At 65.2% G+C, this 16483-nt stretch carries 15 protein-coding genes; 7 read left to right on the top strand and 8 right to left on the bottom strand.

All coding sequences use genetic code 11. The annotated features are described in order from the left end of the window. Positions 1–5 precede the first annotated feature (5 nt). On the bottom strand, positions 6–863 hold the full coding sequence (locus HMPREF0307_RS00605) for a bifunctional methylenetetrahydrofolate dehydrogenase/methenyltetrahydrofolate cyclohydrolase (RefSeq protein ID WP_066484849.1): 858 nt from the start codon (positions 861–863) through the stop codon (positions 6–8). A gap of 24 nt (positions 864–887) precedes the next feature. On the opposite strand from HMPREF0307_RS00605, the gene HMPREF0307_RS00600 reads away from it, so the two are divergent. Continuing rightward, a complete protein-coding gene (locus HMPREF0307_RS00600) occupies positions 888–1358 on the top strand; it encodes a tRNA (cytidine(34)-2'-O)-methyltransferase (RefSeq protein ID WP_066484846.1) in 471 nt (156 codons plus the stop codon). Between the two features lie 91 nt (positions 1359–1449). Here the strand turns inward: HMPREF0307_RS00600 and HMPREF0307_RS00595 are convergent, their stop codons facing one another. From HMPREF0307_RS00595 to HMPREF0307_RS00585, 3 genes are read right to left on the bottom strand one after another with little or no spacing between them, the layout of a single operon-like run. Further along, a complete protein-coding gene (locus HMPREF0307_RS00595) occupies positions 1450–2874 on the bottom strand; it encodes a PH domain-containing protein (RefSeq protein WP_369799403.1) in 1425 nt (474 codons plus the stop codon). Next, positions 2871–3344, bottom strand: coding sequence for a PH domain-containing protein (locus HMPREF0307_RS00590; RefSeq protein ID WP_369799402.1), 474 nt, complete (start codon positions 3342–3344; stop codon positions 2871–2873). The genes HMPREF0307_RS00595 and HMPREF0307_RS00590 overlap by 4 nt, the downstream gene beginning before the upstream one ends. A gap of 38 nt (positions 3345–3382) precedes the next feature. After that, positions 3383–5521, bottom strand: a complete 2139-nt coding sequence (locus tag HMPREF0307_RS00585) for a BCCT family transporter (RefSeq protein ID WP_082723158.1) — start codon at positions 5519–5521, stop codon at positions 3383–3385. 219 nt (positions 5522–5740) lie between these two features. Here HMPREF0307_RS00585 and HMPREF0307_RS00580 point away from each other — a divergent pair, with 219 nt between their 5' ends. Both HMPREF0307_RS00580 and HMPREF0307_RS00575 read left to right on the top strand, forming a co-directional pair. Continuing rightward, on the top strand, positions 5741–5935 hold the full coding sequence (locus tag HMPREF0307_RS00580; RefSeq protein ID WP_066484840.1) for a hypothetical protein: 195 nt from the start codon (positions 5741–5743) through the stop codon (positions 5933–5935). A gap of 31 nt (positions 5936–5966) precedes the next feature. After that, positions 5967–6422, top strand: coding sequence for a hypothetical protein (locus HMPREF0307_RS00575; protein WP_066484837.1), 456 nt, complete (start codon positions 5967–5969; stop codon positions 6420–6422). Here the strand turns inward: HMPREF0307_RS00575 and HMPREF0307_RS00570 are convergent. Continuing rightward, the gene (locus tag HMPREF0307_RS00570) at positions 6415–9660 is read right to left on the bottom strand and encodes an error-prone DNA polymerase (protein ID WP_066485563.1); all 3246 of its coding nucleotides are present in this window, start codon (positions 9658–9660) and stop codon (positions 6415–6417) included. The genes HMPREF0307_RS00575 and HMPREF0307_RS00570 overlap by 8 nt on opposite strands. 130 nt (positions 9661–9790) lie before the next feature. Between HMPREF0307_RS00570 and HMPREF0307_RS00565 the strand changes: the two genes are divergently transcribed. The 3 genes from HMPREF0307_RS00565 (at position 9791) to HMPREF0307_RS00555 (ending at position 12598) form a co-directional block, all read left to right on the top strand. Continuing rightward, positions 9791–10669 (top strand): MetQ/NlpA family ABC transporter substrate-binding protein, encoded by an 879-nt coding sequence (locus tag HMPREF0307_RS00565; protein ID WP_066484834.1) that lies wholly within the window; start codon positions 9791–9793, stop codon positions 10667–10669. Positions 10670–10880: 211 nt separating this feature from the next. Further along, entirely contained in the window at positions 10881–11924 is a 1044-nt protein-coding gene (locus HMPREF0307_RS00560; protein WP_231724972.1) for a methionine ABC transporter ATP-binding protein, read from the top strand. Beyond that, positions 11921–12598 carry a methionine ABC transporter permease gene (locus HMPREF0307_RS00555; RefSeq protein WP_066484832.1) on the top strand — a complete coding sequence of 226 codons (678 nt, stop codon included), beginning with the start codon at positions 11921–11923 and terminating at the stop codon, positions 12596–12598. The genes HMPREF0307_RS00560 and HMPREF0307_RS00555 overlap by 4 nt, the downstream gene beginning before the upstream one ends. A gap of 56 nt (positions 12599–12654) precedes the next feature. On the opposite strand, the gene HMPREF0307_RS00550 is transcribed toward HMPREF0307_RS00555, so the two are convergent. Continuing rightward, positions 12655–13533, bottom strand: coding sequence for a sucrase ferredoxin (locus HMPREF0307_RS00550; RefSeq protein WP_066485557.1), 879 nt, complete (start codon positions 13531–13533; stop codon positions 12655–12657). Positions 13534–13629: 96 nt separating this feature from the next. Here HMPREF0307_RS00550 and HMPREF0307_RS00545 point away from each other — a divergent pair, with 96 nt between their 5' ends. After that, on the top strand, positions 13630–14259 hold the full coding sequence (locus HMPREF0307_RS00545; RefSeq protein ID WP_066484829.1) for an AMIN-like domain-containing (lipo)protein: 630 nt from the start codon (positions 13630–13632) through the stop codon (positions 14257–14259). On the opposite strand, the gene HMPREF0307_RS00540 is transcribed toward HMPREF0307_RS00545, so the two are convergent. Further along, positions 14256–15827, bottom strand: a complete 1572-nt coding sequence (locus HMPREF0307_RS00540) for a Y-family DNA polymerase (RefSeq protein WP_066484827.1) — start codon at positions 15825–15827, stop codon at positions 14256–14258. The two genes, HMPREF0307_RS00545 and HMPREF0307_RS00540, sit on opposite strands and share 4 nt — an antisense overlap. Positions 15828–15874: 47 nt before the next feature. Next, positions 15875–16279 carry a hypothetical protein gene (locus tag HMPREF0307_RS13225; protein ID WP_230383985.1) on the bottom strand — a complete coding sequence of 135 codons (405 nt, stop codon included), beginning with the start codon at positions 16277–16279 and terminating at the stop codon, positions 15875–15877. Between the last annotated feature and the right edge of the window lie 204 nt (positions 16280–16483).

The following is a 16483-nucleotide window of genomic DNA, read 5'->3' as shown; positions in this document are numbered from 1 at the left end:
CGCTCTTAGGCCTGGGCAGCAAGTTGCTCGGCACGCTCGACGATGTTGTAGACAAGGAACGCACGCGTGAGAGGGCCCACGCCGCCCGGGTTCGGGGAGACGAAACCGGCCTTCTCCCAGACGTCCTCGGCCACGTCGCCAGCGAGCTTGCCGTCGACGCGGGAGACTCCGACGTCGAGCACGGCCGCGCCTTCCTTGACCATGTCCGCGGTGAGCATGTGTGCCTTGCCGGCGGCAGCGATGATGACGTCCGCCTCGCGGGTCTCCGCGGCAAGGTCCTTCGTGCCGGTGTGGCACAGCGTGACGGTGGAATTCTCGCTGCGGCGGGTGAGCATGAGGCCGATAGGGCGGCCGACCGTGACGCCACGGCCGATGACGACGACTTTGGCGCCATCAAGCTCCACGCCGTAGCGGCGCAGCAGGTGGATGCAGCCGTTCGGGGTGCACGGCAGCGGGGCCGGCTCATTGAGAACCAGCTTGCCCAGGTTCACCGGGTGGAGGCCATCGGCATCCTTGTCTGGATCGATGCGCTCGAGGATTTTGTTTTCGTCGAGGTGCTTGGGCAGCGGCAGCTGCACGATGTAGCCCGTGCAGTTCGGATCCGCGTTGAGCTCGTCGATGACAGCTTCGAGTTCTTCCTGCGTGGTTTCCTCCGGCAGATCCTTGCGGATGGAGTTGATGCCCAGTTGCTCGCAGTCACGGTGCTTCATCTTCACGTAGGAATGGGAGCCCGGGTTGTCGCCCACGAGGACCGTCGCCAGGCCCGGGGTCACCCCCTGCTCCTTGAGCTTCGCCACACGAGTGGCCAGGTCTGCAAAGATCTCGTCGCGGTACAGGGTGCCGTCTAGTTTGGTAGCGCTCATGCCCACCATCCTAGACTGAGCACTATGAGCCAGCTGCACATCGTCTTTGATAACCCCGTCATTCCTACTAATACGGGCAATGCCATTCGCACCGCCGCCGTCACCGGTGCCACGCTCCACCTCATTGAGCCGCTGGGCTTCAACTTCGATGACAAGCACTTAAAACGCGCTGGCCTCGACTACCACGACCTGGCAGATCTACAGATCCACAAGGACTTCCAGGCCTGCATGGATGCCCTACCCGGCGCGCGCGTCTTTGCCTTTACCACGCACACCACCAAGTGGTTCACCGATGTCGAGTACCGCGACGGCGACGTGCTCCTCTTTGGCACCGAGCCCACCGGCCTGCCCAAGGAACATCTCGAGCACCCACGCATCACCGAGCAGGTCCGCATTCCGATGATGCCCGCGCGTCGCTCGATGAACCTGTCGAACGCCGCCTCGACCGCCGTCTTCGAGGCGTGGCGCCAGCTGGGCTTTGAGGGAGCTGTCTAGTCCCGCCTCGACGTGCTCTGCGCAAGATCAGCGCGTGGGAGGACACCCTCAAGCACAAGCCCGAATCCACGCCGGAGTAAAGCTCACCGTCTTAGGCTTCTGGCTCGCCGTCCCCGGCCTCGGGCACGGCGGCGAGCTCCGGCAGACGCCGGGCGCGCAGGCGCTCCATGAGGAGGGCGGCATCGGCAGGCTCGAGCTCTTCGGCGGCCATCTTCACGGGACCGTTGACGAGCTCGAAGCGCACCGTGCCCACTGTGAGCAGCTGCGCGAGCGGCCCCGCCTTATAGGTGACCTCCTGGATGTGCGGCAACGCGACGGCCATGACCCGGCGCGTGAGCCGCCCGCGATGGACGATGGCTACGCCCTCATGCAGGGTCACCGACTGGCGCGCACGGTCCATGGGCGACGCCCACCAGGCCCGGCGCGGCGAGGTAAACGTGGGCTGGGTATGGCCTTCTGGCAGGGCTACGGCGTCGATCTCCGCAGGCGAGAGATCGGAGACCACCGCGAACATCGCGAGCGCCTGCTCGCGCGTGCCCACCGGGACGATGCGCGTGGAACCCGACTGCTTGCCGCCTGCCGTGCCATAGCCAGCGACGGAGACGTGCACCTCGTACCAGCCGAAAGGCCGCCACGTCCACGGCTGGGACACGCGCACGCCATGGATGCGCGAGAGACGAATAGCCTGCCGGCGCCTATCCGCCAGACCATAGTTCACGTTGAGGACGCCACGGTCCGCGTCGAGGCGCGCGCTAAAACGCCACGAGGTGTCGACGAGATTCCACATAGACGGCACGAAACCAACGATGATGGGGATAACCGAGGCATTCGCCACCGGTAACGCAAGCAGGCCGAAAGCCACGGCGACCATCACGAGGGTGCCGGGTCGCAGGGCCTCTGCGAGAAGCGTGCGGCCAATGGGAATCTCCGGCAAGACCGCCGAGTGCTCCGCGTCCTCCGACTCTGTCACCGCACCGCCGTCCGCCATGGGTCGCGCATGCACGTGCGCCAAGACCTCGCGGCGCACCTCCTCCGCCTCGGGCTTGGGCAGATACCCAATCTGGATAACCGACGCGGTGCCGCCGGCGGTTTCCACGCGCACCTGCGCCAGTCCGAAGATGCGGGCGATGACGGACTCGACGACGTCGACGGCTTGAATGCGGTCATAGCGCGCCGAACGGAAGGAATTAGACAGCACGCCGTGGCGCAGCGATACCTCTTCTTCGTCGATTTTGAAGCCCAGCTTGCGCCACCACAGCTCGCTCACGAACCAGATGACGACGCACACCACGACAAAACCCGCGAGGGTGAGCAGCGAGTCGCGCCCCATGTCCCGCCAGTGGCCGTCGCGCAGGTAGGTCACGAAGTCCGCGACCATCTCTAGGTTGAAGTTGAGGATAAAGATCGCGACGATGGCCAGGATGAGCGACCAGAACCGCAGCAACGGCGTGAGGCGATGGACGCGGCGGAAACCCTCCTCGTCGACCGGCATGCGGCCACGCGCGTGACGGCTCACAGCCCGCTCATCCTCTCGCGTGCTTGGACTGCCAGCCGTTCGCGCAAGGCGTCAGCTTCTTCTGCCGGCAATCCCTCAATGGTGGCGTCCGTGCCTGCCGATGCCGTGTGCAGCTTCACCGTCTTCATCCCATAGGCCCGCGCCACGGGCCCCGCGGTCACATCCACGAACTGGATGCGGCCATAGGGCACGACCGTGAACGTATGCCACAGCTTTCCCTTCGTAATGAGCAGCTCATCCTCGGTCTCCAGCCATCCCATGTTGCGCACCTGCGCCGGAATGAGCCACAGCAGCCATACGAAGAGCACGGCGAAGAAGGCCGTACCGATGTGCCACCACGATCCCCAGAAGTACGCCGCCACCACGCACGCCACCGCACAAAGGACAGTCCACGTGAGATTGACGATATAGCGCACCTTCACCAGCGCGGGCGAGACCGCATTCATATTCGGCGGAACGACAGGATTCATGATGGTCACACTAGCAAAAGGCCAGTGTTTTCTTCGCGCTACTTCTGGTTGCCAGAGTCTTCCTCCGCGACGCTGTCAGTCGCGGCGGTATCCTCCCCCATCGCCTCGACAACGTCCTGGATATCCGCGTGCCCACGCTCACGTGCTTCTTCTTCGGAGATGTACTCACCCTCCTCGTAGTCGTAGGGGATGGGCGTGCCTTCCTCGTCCGTGCGCACGTACCACTCGGTGGCTTCTTCCGAGGTGGAGTCGAAATCGGCGCCGGCCGCGTACTCCGAGTCAGGCTCGGTGGGCTCGACGGCAAGCGCGAAGTCGTCGCCGTGCTCGCGCACGCCTTGAACCACGGCGTTGGCAAGTGCGTGTTCCTCGTAAGACTGGCGAATGACGGCTGGATCAAAGCGCAGCTCACGAATGAGAGCGACGACCATGAGCACGATGATGAACGCGAACGGCAACGCCGTGACGGTGATGAAGTTCTGCAGGCCCTGCAGCGCCTGCTGGCCACCGGCGACGAGGATAACGACGGCGATGCCCGCCATACACGCCACCCAGAAGATGGTCACCCATTTCTTGGGATGTGGGTTGCCCCGCTGCGAAAGCTGGGAGTTCACCAGGGACGCGGAGTCCGCCGTCGTAATGAAGAAGACGGCGAGCATGACGACGACCACCGGTGCGATGAACTGCGCGCCCGGCAGGTGGTCGAGCACGATAAAGAAGATCTCCGCCGCAGCCGGCATGGAGTCCGCCGTGCCATCCGGCGCGATGGTGCCCTGCGTGCGCTGTATCCACATGGTCGTACCGCCCAGAATGGTAAACGCCGCAACGATGATAAACGACGGGATAAACAGCACGCCGAAGACGTACTGACGGATGGTGCGCCCGCGCGAAATCTTCGCCACGAACACGCCCACGAAGGGCGACCAGGACACCCACCAAGCCCAGTAGAAGGTGGTCCAGCTCGACAGGAACTCCTGCATGTCCTCGCCCTGGCCCATATTCGCGCTGAGCATTTCCGGAGACTTGGAGATGTACTCGATGATCGTCGCGGGCAGCACGTTGGCGAGGAACGCGGTAGGGCCGACAATAAAGAAGAACAGAGCGAGGACGAGCGCGAGTGCCAGGTTGATATTAGATAACCAGCGCACGCCCTTGGCAACGCCGGACACGGCGGAGATGATGGTGCCAATGGACAAGACAACGATGATGCCGATGGCGAGCGCGTTGCCCGTCGGTGACCACCCAGAGACGACTGTGACGCCCTGGGAGATCTGCATGGCGCCGATGCCCAGGGAGGCCGCGGTACCGAAGAGCGTGGCGATAATAGCCAGACCATCAATGATGCGGCCCTGCCACGAGTCTGTGGATTTCGCACCGAACAGCGGCATGAGGATGGAGCTCATGAGCGGCACGCGTCCGCGCCGATAGGACACGTACGCGACGGCGAGGCCGACCACGGCGTAGATGGCCCACGCGTTGATGCCCCAGTGCATGGCAGCCTGGGCGAGCGAACCCATGATTGCTTCTTCCGATGCCGCCTCATAAGCGCCCGGCCGCGGCGAGAGGTAGTACGTGAGCGGCTCGAACGGACCGAAGAAGATGATGCCGATGCCGATCCCGGCACCGAAGAGCATCGCCGCCCAGCTCACCGTCGAGTATTCGACGTCCTCGCCGTCGACGCCAAGCGGGATGCGCCCGTACTTCGACACCGCGAGGTAGAGCAGGAAGAACAAGAGTCCGGCGGCGAGCGTGGTGAAGACCCACCCGAAGTTGTGCATGACCCAGGTCAGAGCCGTAGACGAGATGTCAAAGACCTGTTGTGGCTTGGCCACACCCCAGACGACGAAGGCGATGATGAGGCCACCCACGACGAAGAGGATGGGTTTATCCACGCCGTAGCGCACTTTCTGTGAGTCGATGGACACGCCAGGCACCAGCGCCGGGTGGATATTGTGCGGATAAATGATGTCTTTGAGAATCCGCTTGGCGGTGCGCGTGCGGCTGCGGTCCGCCACGGTGGGCTCCACCGTGGTCGCTGGTTTCAGCCCGTGGGCATCGGCCCGCGGGCTGGCGTGCGCGTTGCGTTCAAAGTTCGACGCGCGGTCATCGGCTTGGTCACCGGAGGAATTCGAGACCCCCGAGACGCCGTCAGAATTTTTCTTACTGCTGTCTCTATTCATTGCGTGAAAGCTTTTCCATGATTGGTCTACTAACTCCTTACCCATTCAGGCTAACGAAAATCTGCAGCGCACACACCCAAACGCTGCAGTTTCCCTAAATACAGACACATTGCTTCTGCCCCGAATGCCCGTCCCTGTGGCTCGCGCCCCGAGGCACTCGACGAGTACGAGCTCCAGCGCCTCGCCGAGGCCCGCAACGATGGTCTCCGCGCTGCGCTCATGGCGAGCATCGGGCTCCTCATCGTTACCGGCCTCATCGCGGTCAGCGCCCGCCTCACCGGCTTCATGGACGGCGTCTTCGTCGCGCACATCTACTTCAAGCTCATCTGCGCCCAGCTCGCCTTTGTCCCCTTCACCGTCACCCGCTCCCTCGCCGGAAAAATCAACCGCGACGAGCTCATCTCCTCCGAATAACCCCATCCCGCCTAGTTCAAAGGAAACGACCATGTCACGTCAGAACTTCTTGCACCTTGCACTTGTTTCCCTCGTCCCGCTACTTGTTGCAGTCGCGCTCAATTCCCTCGAGATAGAGTGGGCCATTTATCTCTGGGTCTTTGGCATAATCCTCATGTTGGTGGCGATTGGAGGTCTCCAAAAGACTATTGGCAAAGACAATTCGGATCCCGGTTTCGCGGACGAATACCAGCGTGCACGCATCGATCGCGCGCGCCCCCATTCGTTGAGCTTCGCTCTCTTCGTTCTGGGCGGACTTATGGTAGCGCTGCTATTCCTCCCGCTCCTCAATCTCACTGGTTCAGACATCCCGTGGCCAGAAGTACTCCGCTCCGCGGGCATGCTCGCTGGCGTGCTTATGTTTGGAGTCTCGCTAACCCAGCTCGGCACCATCTCGCTGGGCATGAGCGCAGACGAGCGCGCCGACTCTACACCCGCCACTATCTAAAGTCCCGCGACCCCCTTGAGAGCCACTCGGATAATTCGAGTGGCTCGAGTTTGTCCGCGGCCACGGTCACCGCCCCCGAGGCATTCTGCACGATGCCGCGCACGACGAGCGCCCGCGCCGTGCGCGCGAGCGTCTTATGCCGCGCCCACAGCCCGGGCGTCACCATGACGTTGAGCAACCCCGTCTCGTCTTCCAGTCCAAAGAAGGTCACGCCGGACGCGGTCTGCGGCCGCTGGCGGTGCGTGACAATCCCCGCGATCCGCACGCGCGAGCCATCCTCCACACGCTTGAGGTCGCGCGCCGTGAGCACGCCGTGCAGTTCTAGGTTCGCGCGCACGAAATCCATGGGCTGATGGTCAGCCGTCACCCCGGTCGCCGCAATGTCCGTGGCCATGAGCTCGAACGCGCTCATCCCCGGCAGCGACGGCGCCTCAATCGCGGAGAGCCCCGGCAACATCCCGGTGCGTTCCGTCGCGGCCACGCCCGCCTGCCACAGCGCCTGGCGGCGGTCCACGCCGAAGCAATCCAGCGCGCCCGCGGTCGCAAGCGCCTCGACCTGCTCGACATTAAGGTCCGCCCGGCGTGCAAGGTCTGAGATATCCACAAACGCCGCGCTTGCCGATGCCGCCTCCACCCGCTCCGCAGCCTTCCCACCCAAGCCTTTGACCAGGTTGAGGCCCACGCGGATGCCAAAGCCGCTGGCAGAGCCTTCGACCGGCACGACGCGGGCTTCCTTGCCCGACGCATTGACGTCCACCGGCAAGATCGAAATCCCGTGCCGCCGCGCGTCTTGGATCAGCGATTGCGGCGAGTAAAAGCCCATGGGCTGCGCGCGCAGCAGGCCAACGCAGAACTGCGCCGGATAGTAACGCTTGAACCACGCCGAGAAATAGACGAGCGAGGCGAAAGACTGCGAGTGCGACTCCGGGAAGCCGTAAGCCGCAAACGCCACAATCTTGTTCCACAGCGTGTCCGCGGTCTGCCCCGTGATGCCGTTGGTCTCGCGCAGGCCGGTGTAGAAGCGGTCGCGCAACGCCGCCATCTTCGCCGGCGAGCGCTTGGAGCCCATCGCGCGGCGCAGGCTGTCGGCCTCCGCACCGGAAAATCCCGCAGCGTCGACAGCAATCTGCATGAGCTGCTCTTGGAACAGCGGAATGCCCAGTGTCTTGCCCAGCGACTTCTCGAGCACCGGGTGCTCATACGTCACCGGCTCAATCCCATCGCGGCGGCGCAGGTACGGGTGCACCGAGCCGCCCTGGATGGGGCCCGGTCGGATGAGCGCCACCTCCACCACGAGGTCAAAAAAGCGCCGCGGTTTCAGGCGCGGCAGCGTGGACAGCTGCGCGCGCGACTCAACCTGGAACACACCCACAGCATCCGCGCGGCAGAGCATGTCGTAGACTTCCCCGTCCGCGAGGTCCAGCTCCCACAGGTTGACCACGCGTCCGGTCGTTTCCTCCACCAGATCGAGCATGTGATGCAGAGCTTCCAGCATGCCCAAGCCCAGTAGGTCGAACTTCACGAGCCCCGCCGCCGCGCAGTCATCCTTATCCCATTGCAGGACCGAGCGAGCTTCCATGCGCGCCCACTCCATGGGCACGACGTCCGAAATCGGCCGGTCGCACAGCACCATGCCACCGGAGTGAATGCCCAGGTGCCGCGGTTGTCCCTTGAATTGTTCCACAAGCTGCCGCACGTTCTCCGGCGGCTCGCCCTTGCCCTTGGCCCATGCGTCCGCGGTGCCCTGCGGGTAGCCCAGCGCGCGGGCCGCGTCGCGCGTGGCGCCCTTGCGCCGGTACGTAATGACGTTGGCGACCTGCGCCGCGCGCTCGCGCCCGTGTGACTCGTAGACATACTGGATGACTTCTTCGCGCCGCCCTGACTCGATGTCGATATCGATATCGGGCGGGCCGTCACGGTCCGGCGAGAGAAAGCGCTCGAAGAGCAGGCCCGCGGAAATCGGCTCGGCGTTGGTGATGCCCAACGCGAAGCACACTGCGGAATTCGCCGCCGAGCCGCGACCCTGACACAGGATATTCGTCTTCTTACAGAAGTCCACGAGGTCGCAGACGATGAGGAAGTAGCCTGGGAAGCCGAGCTTCTCGATGACCCCCAGCTCATACTCGATCTGCGTCCACGCCCGTTCCCTAATATCGGCGTCACGCGAAGCGTAGCGGACTTCGGCACGTTCCCACGTGAGGTGCTCGAGCCAGGACATCTCCGTGTGCCCCTCCGGCACGCCATAGTCCGGCAGACGCGGGGCGAGCGAGGTCCACGTAAAGGAGCACTCCTCCACCACGCGCAGCGTTTCCGCGAGCAGCTCGGGGCGCCCCGGCAGCAGTTTCGCCATCTGCGCTCCGCCGCGCATCCAGCTCGCCCCCATGGGATGCGCATTAGGCTCCGCCTCGCCCACGGAGTTGCGGCGCGCAAGCGCCCGCTTTGCACCGGCCAGCCGCGCGCGATCGCGGGTCGCCGCCGCGGGCCGCGCCGTCGCGATGGCGCGCAGCCCGGGCCGACGGTCGCGCAGCTCGTCGAGCGCCGCGTGGCGGTCCGCGTCCTCCGGCAGCTGCTCGCAGACATACTCCAAAACCAAGCTGTCTATTTTTATTCTTTCGCTAAAGATATCGAAAGAGTCAATCCACTCGTGGCCCAGAAGATAGAGACATTCCTCCCCCAGATCGTCCAGAATCGCCTCGAGCGGCGGGTAGGCAACCTCGCCTTTTGCGCGCGCATCCATGCGCGCGCGGGCGACGAGTCGACTCAGCCGCCGGTACCCCTCCGGCGTGCGCGCGAGCACCGTGAGCCGCCGGCCTTCCGTCGCCACAATCCCCACCGGCCGCGTGCCGCGCGCCGTGTCGCCAGGCGCCCGCTCGACCGAGAGCTCCACGCCATAGACCGCCGGTAAACCCGCCTCCGCTGCGGCTTCCACAAACTTCATAAGGCCATAAAAACCGTCCCTATCCAGGATCGCGAGCCCCGAGAGCCCCAGCTCCAGCGCGCGGGCAACCATATCCTCTGGTTCCGAGGCACCGTCAAGGAAAGAGTAGGACGAAACGGCATGGAGCTCCGCAAAGGCGGGACCCTGCGCGCGGCCCCGCGCGGCGGCATCGGAAGCCCCGGCGAGAGCCACCTCGAGCGCCGAGGGGGCATCGGCAGGCACGGGCGTAGGCCCAGGGCGGCCGGACAGGATGCGCTCCACGCGTGACCACGGCAGCGCCTCGCCTCCATTGAACCTCATGCGCCACATGATATTTCGAAAACTCGTTCCAATCAAAACTTTCCGTTCGTCCGACCCGGGATAGACAAAGCGGTTCGTTCGTTGCTACGTTGAGCAACAGCAAATTACCCCAAGTAAGAAAGTCTCCATCATGTTCCTCCGTCGCGTTCTCGCCACCACCGCCGCCGTGGCCATTTCCGCCACCGGCCTCGCCGCCTGCTCTTCCTCCGATTCGTCGGATTCCGCCTCCGGCGATAACCCCACCATCAAGGTCGGCACGACGGATGCCTCCAAGAAGGCCTGGGCCGCCTTCGAGGACGAAGCTAAGAAGGAAGGCTTCAAGGTCGAAATCCAGAACTTCTCGGATTACACCACCCCGAACCAGGCCCTCGACCAGGGCGCCCTGGATACCAACAACTTCCAGCACCTCAAGTTCCTCTCCGAGTACAACAAGGCCAACGGCACCGACCTCGTGCCGATCGTCGCCACCGAGATCGTTCCGCTCGCCCTGTTCTGGAAGGACCACGACTCCCTCGACGGCATCGAGGGCCAGGAAATCGTTATCCCGAACGACTCCACCAACCAGGGCCGCGCCATCAACGTGCTCGTCCAGGCTGACCTGGTCAAGCTGAAGAAGGAAGGCCTCATTACCCCGGCCATCGCCGATATCGACGAGGGCGCCTCCAAGGTGAAGGTCACCGCCGTCGATGCCGCCCAGACCCCGGCCGCCTACGGCGAGGGCACCCCGGCGATCATCAATAACTCGTTCCTCGACCGCGCCGGCATCGACCCGACGACCTCCGTCTTCCAGGATGACCCAAACTCCGAAGAGGCCGAGCCCTACATCAACGCCTTCGTCGTTCGCGCCGAGGACGCCACCAACGAAAACATCACCAAGCTCGCCGAGGTCTGGCATTCCGATGCCGTCCAGGCAGCCGTCTCCGAGGACTCCAAGGGCACCTCGGTTGAGGTCGAGCGCACCCCGGAGGAGCTCAAGGCCATCGTCGACCGTCTCACTGAGCAGCTCTAGTCCCGCCCCCTCTCCCCTTCCCCTTTCACTCCCGCACCCCCGGCTCCCTGCGCACGCACCGGGGGTCGCGCCCCTTTTCACCACCGTCTTCTTGTTAAATACGGTGCAGCAGACGCTGTAGTGACGCTGCAGTCAACATTGTCAGCCGCGTCGGGCACACTCAAAGCCCGACAAGAACACCCATAGTTTGAACCCATAAAGGACCCCACTCGTGACCACATCTTTGCCGCAACGCCACGGCACGCGCGTCGAGTTCCGCAACTTGAGCAAGGTCTTCAAGAACAAGAAGACCGAAACCGCCGCGTTGCAGGACGTCAGCTTCGCCATCGAGCCCGGACAGATCGTTGGCATCATCGGCTACTCCGGTGCCGGTAAGTCCACGCTCGTGCGCATGATCAACGCCCTCGACACGCCCACCTCCGGTGACGTGCTCCTCGACGGCACATCCATCGTGGGCCTGCCGGAGAAGAAGCTGCGCACCATCCGCCGCGACATCGGCATGATCTTCCAGCAGTTCAACCTGCTCACCTCCCGCACCGCGGCAGGCAATATCGAATACCCGCTGCAGCTGGCGGGCATGCCCAAGGCCGAGCGCACCAAGCGCGTCAAGGAACTTCTCGAGTTCGTCGGCTTGGCCGATAAGGGCGGCAACTACCCGGAGCAGCTCTCCGGCGGCCAGAAGCAGCGCGTGGGCATCGCTCGTGCGCTTGCGGTCAACCCCTCCCTGCTGCTCGCAGACGAGGCGACGAGCGCCCTCGACCCCACCACGACGCACGAGGTCCTCGAACTCCTGCGCCGCGTCAACAAGGAACTAGGCATCACCATCGTCGTCATCACTCACGAGATGGAGGTCGTGCGTTCCATCGCGGACCACGTCGTGGTCATGGAAAACGGCCGCGTCGTCGAAAACGGCTCGGTCTACGAGGTTTTCTCGCACCCGCAGACGGACACCGCCGCGAAGTTCGTGTCAACCTCGCTGCGCAATACCCCGGACCTCGTCGAGGCCGATGACCTACTCGCCCACGAGGGACGCCTGTTTACCGTCAACCTCACCGAACACTCCGGATTCTTTACCGCCGCGGCGAAGCTCGCCGAAGCTGGAGTGACCATCGCCATCGTCCACGGCGGCATCACGACGCTGCAGCGGCATTCCTTTGGCAAGGTGACGGTCCGCCTCAACGGCCCCGACGCCGCCATCGAGGAGTTCTACGCCACGCTTGCCCGCACCACCGACATTGAGGAGATTCAGCGATGACCGTCACCACCCTCGCCGCAGACTGGGATCGCCTAGGCGATACCCTCGTCACCGCCATCGTCGACACGCTCATCATGGTCTCCGTCACGCTTCTCGTGGCGGGCATCCTGGGCCTGGCGTTGGGCGTCCTGCTCTATACCACCCGCCCCGGCGGAATCCTGCAAAACAAGTTCATCTATTTCCTCATCAACGTCGCGGTGAACTTCGTCCGCCCTATCCCGTTCATCATTTTGCTGGCCTTCGTCCAGCCGCTCACCGTTGCCGTCATGGGCGGGTCTATCGGCCGTAACCCCGCGACCTTCGTCATGGTCATCGCTGCGACCTTCGCCGTGGCGCGCATCGTCGAGCAAAACCTCATGGCTATTGACCCGGGCGTTATTGAGGCCGCCCGCGCCATGGGGGCGAGCCCCTGGAAGATCATCACTTCCGTCATCGTCCCCGAGGCCCTCGGCCCGCTGGTCCTCGGCTACGCCTTCCTCTTCATCGGCATCATCGACATGTCCGCGATGGCCGGTTACGTGGGCGGCGGCGGCCTGGGTGACTTCGCCATCGTCTACGGTTACCGCTCCTTCGACTGGGAAGTCACCGTCGTCGCGACGCTTATCATCATCGTCATGGTCCAAGCAGCCCAGTTCTTCGGCAACTGGCTCTCCGCCAAGATCATGCGCCGCTAAGTCCCCGCGCATGCGCGTGGCCCCGCCCTCACACGAGGACGGGGCCGCGCTTCGTTCTAGAGCGTCTCTACGGAATCCGCGACCCACGCCTGCGACGTCTTCAGCTCGTCCCCACACGAGGAGACAATCCCGTAAACCTCGCGCTGGGTAAGCGTCACACGCCACGCACGCCCATCCGGGTGGCGCACGGTGACGGCACCCTCGCCGGGGTCTACCACCTCGAGTTCGCCGTAGTGCAGCCCCGTGAGCATGGCCGCGACAGCCAGCTCCGCCACCTGCCCGCGCGGGGGCAGCAGGCCGGAGCCGCGATTGGCGGGAACAAACATCTCGCCGCGCAGCGCCGCACGCGTCATCTGGCGCGCCGCCTCCTCATTGAGCCGGCCAAAGGAGTACGCCCACGGCATAAGCAGCAGCGTCGGCGCGAAGCGGTGACCCTTCATATGCGAGGCTTCCCAGACCATCTTGCCGGGGAATTCCTCGTTGAGCGCCGCAGCGAGCGGACGGCCCTTGATAGCGCAGCACTGGTCGCGCTTGGCGTGCGTGCATACCAGCACCAAGGGGGTATCGACAGGCTCGCCGCCATTGCGGCCCGGACCGGTGAGATCCAGGTCGAGCATGTCTTCCGGCTTTTCCAGCAGGAGCAGCTCCATCACCTGCTCCTTCGCCCACACGAGGTAGCAACGGTGCAACTTACCGACGTCACGGCCCTCACGACCTGGCAGGCGAATGAGCTGCAGGCCAGCCTGGCCCTTCATCTTCGCTTTGAGTTGCGCCGTGAGCTCCTCGCCAAACGTGTGGCCGTCCATAATGTCGTGCGACCACCGGCCTGGCTGTTCAAAGAGAACATAGACGGACTCTTGCTTCGCGGTACCGGGCAGCGGCTCCGGATCGCCGTGCAGGTACGCGTCGGAGCACAAGTTGTGCGTGGAAGTCATGTCCCCCAGCATAGCTTTGACAACAATCCGGTTAAGAAATGTGCTTTCTCACGATAGTAATTTTCGCTTTCTCCAGTGAACCTTTACGGTGGAGGAATGCATCCCTCTCAGGCCACTCCGTCCGCCGCACTCGCGTGTGCTCTCGGCGCCGCCTGCGTCCTGGCTCTCACCGCATGCTCCGCCGCTCCCACCAGCACTCCGGCCGCACACGAGGCCTCGTCTGCCAGCACCACGCTGAAGACGATGGCCGCGTCCGCCGAGTCCGGGAATACCGGCGCCGGACTCACTCCCTTGGGAGACGCCAACACCACCCTCAAGACGGAGCGCCCCGGCGCGCCTAGTCAGCTGCTCGTCACCAATATCCGCACGGGCAAGCACGAGGGCTTCGAGCGCGTCGTCTTTGATCTCGAAGGCACCGGCACGCCGGGCTGGTTCATCGACTTTACGGACCGCCCCACGCAGCAGGGCTCCGGCAACACCGTCAAGGTCGACGGCGACGCCGCCCTCAACGTCAACATCGACGGCACCGTCCTCCCCTTCGAGGTAGGCCACGACGACCCCGGCCTGAAGACCACGGACGGCCACGGCGGTTTTATCACCCAAGTCGTTCCCGTCGGCACCTTTGAGGGCCGCTCCCAATTCTTCATCGGGCTCAAGGGCCAGCACGCCTACTCCGTGCAGGCTCTCGAAGAACCCACGCGCCTGGTCATCGACATCCTGTCCTAAAAATAGGCCGCCTCCACACGCCACGCCCCGCGCGCGAAGTACAGCAGCCACGCCCGCTGCACCTCCTCGCCGTCGGCTTGTCCCACGAGCTGCAGCCGCGCCACTCGGCTTCCCGGCTCCGCCGTCCACCATTGTGCATCCACGGGCCAGGGCCCTGCCCAGCCCGCCACGCGGTAGACGTACGCGCCCCACTTCGCGGCATAGGGCTCGGCGTTGAGCTCCGCCTCCGCCGTAACGATAACCGGCTCATCTTTCGCGCTCACCAGGTAAAAACGCGAAGCAGGATGGTTCATGCCGCCACCCAGCCGCGCCGGCAGCGGCCCCGGAATCCGGCCCGGCCACGTGCCCCGTGGCGCCGGGTCGCGCGCCTCGCCATAGGGCACGAATTCCACGCGCTCAGCCACGCCGCGCCCGCCCGCCGGCCGCGGGACCAGCACTTTATCCACGCCCAGCTGCGACTGTACGCGCGCCACCGCGCGCCGCACCTGCTCATCGCTCGTCCGCGCGCCAAAGAGCTCACCCGCCTCCGGCGGCGCTACTTCCACCGGAACAAGCTCCAGCCTTCCGATGCCCCCAGCCTCCGCCGCCCGCGCCGTGCTCAGCCACCCATCAAGCTGCCAGCGCACCCGGTTGGCCGTCGCTTCCTCATCCAAGGCCTCGCGCGTGCGCCACACGCGTTCCAGGCGCTGGCCGCTCGTGAACTCCGCGACGACCTCGAGGCGCACGCACACGAGTCCCGCCGCGTCGAGCTTGCCATGCAACAAGCTGGCGAGTTGGCGCGCGGCGAATGCAGCGGCATCGACACGCTCGATGGGCTCTTCCGGGGTAAGCCCCACGCGCAGCTCCGTGACCGCCAGCTCCGGCGCGACACGACGGTCGGGCGTGGCTTGCGCGATGGACTGGGCCTTCGCACCCGCCTGTCCAAAGCGCGTGACAACCTGCCCGCGCGGCAGCCCGGCGAGCTCGCCCAAACGTCGCACGCCAAGCTTGCCCAGTTGTTCCACGAGCCGCGCATCCACGCCCAGCGCTGCTTCCGCGATGAGCACGCCCACCGGTTCACCCGCGAGAAACTCCCGCGACTCGCCCGCCGCGACAACCGCGCCGCGCCCGGCATGCCGAGCCGCGATGAGCGCCGTGGCAATCTCGTCCGCCGCGCCCACAAGACAATCCACACCCGCGCGTGCGGTGGCGTCGATGAGCATCTCCAACGCGCGATCTTCCCCACCATGGAACGCACCCGCCGCCGCGAGGTCCACGATCACCAGCCCCGGCCGCAGGATCTCCACCGAGGACGCCACGTCATCGAGCGAGTCCGCAATCGCCCCAAAGACCGCGCCGTCACGCTCCGGGTTTGCATCGAGGACGACCAGCTCCGGGCACACCGCCTGTGCCTGACGCACGCGCATGCCACGCCGCACGCCGGCCCCGCGCGCCGGTCCGTTGCACACCTCGACGTGATGGTTCGCCGCCACCGCCACCGGCCCCGCAACCACGCCCGGCGCCACCTCCTCGTCCAAGTCCGCGGCCTGCACCGGCCAATCCGGAAACCACAGCGCCGCAACACGCATGCCCGCCGCGCGCGAGCCATGCCGCTTTCTGCGCACTGCTGGCGCGCTCATACGAGCTCCAAACGGCGCCGCTGCCCGGCGGTTACGGTGCCGCGCTGCTCGCCCCGCTTCGTCCGCGCCGTCACCGCAAGGTCCACACCGCGAATGCGTCCCGCCCCGCGGCCGATGCCCCGGTAGGTCGTCACCTCACCGCGCAACGTCAACCGCGCGCCCGGCAGGTGCGGGCCTACCGTGACGAGCGCCGCATGCCCCGCACGCAGCTTCGCTAAGATGGGGCGCGCCCGCGTAGGGCTGAGCTCCGCGGCCGCGCCGTGATGGATGACAAGATCGAGACCCTCAACGAGCACGCTCGTGGCCTCCCACGGCTGCGCACCCGGGTCCGGCACCGCGATGATCCGCGCCGCTTCCCCCTCGTCGATCACCCGTGCGAGAGAGAGTTCGGGCCACCCCACAACAGCGGCGAACCCACCCGCCCGCGTAACCCGCGCAAGCAGTTCCACTGCGAGCGCCGGACAGTCGTTCAACTCCGTGACCGCACGGCGCTCCAGCCCGCCACCCGGCAACAAGCGCGCCAAATCGCCGCCCACTTCCAGCAGGTCAGCGCCCTCGACCGGCGGTTCCGCGTCGGGCACAGCACGCAGCACGCGAGCCGCCGC

The sequence above is a fragment of the Corynebacterium sp. DNF00584 genome (assembly GCF_001552965.1).
Lineage (GTDB): Bacteria > Actinomycetota > Actinomycetes > Mycobacteriales > Mycobacteriaceae > Corynebacterium > Corynebacterium phoceense.
Note: the sequence above shows the minus strand (reverse complement) of the source record. Positions and strands in the feature narration are given on the sequence as shown.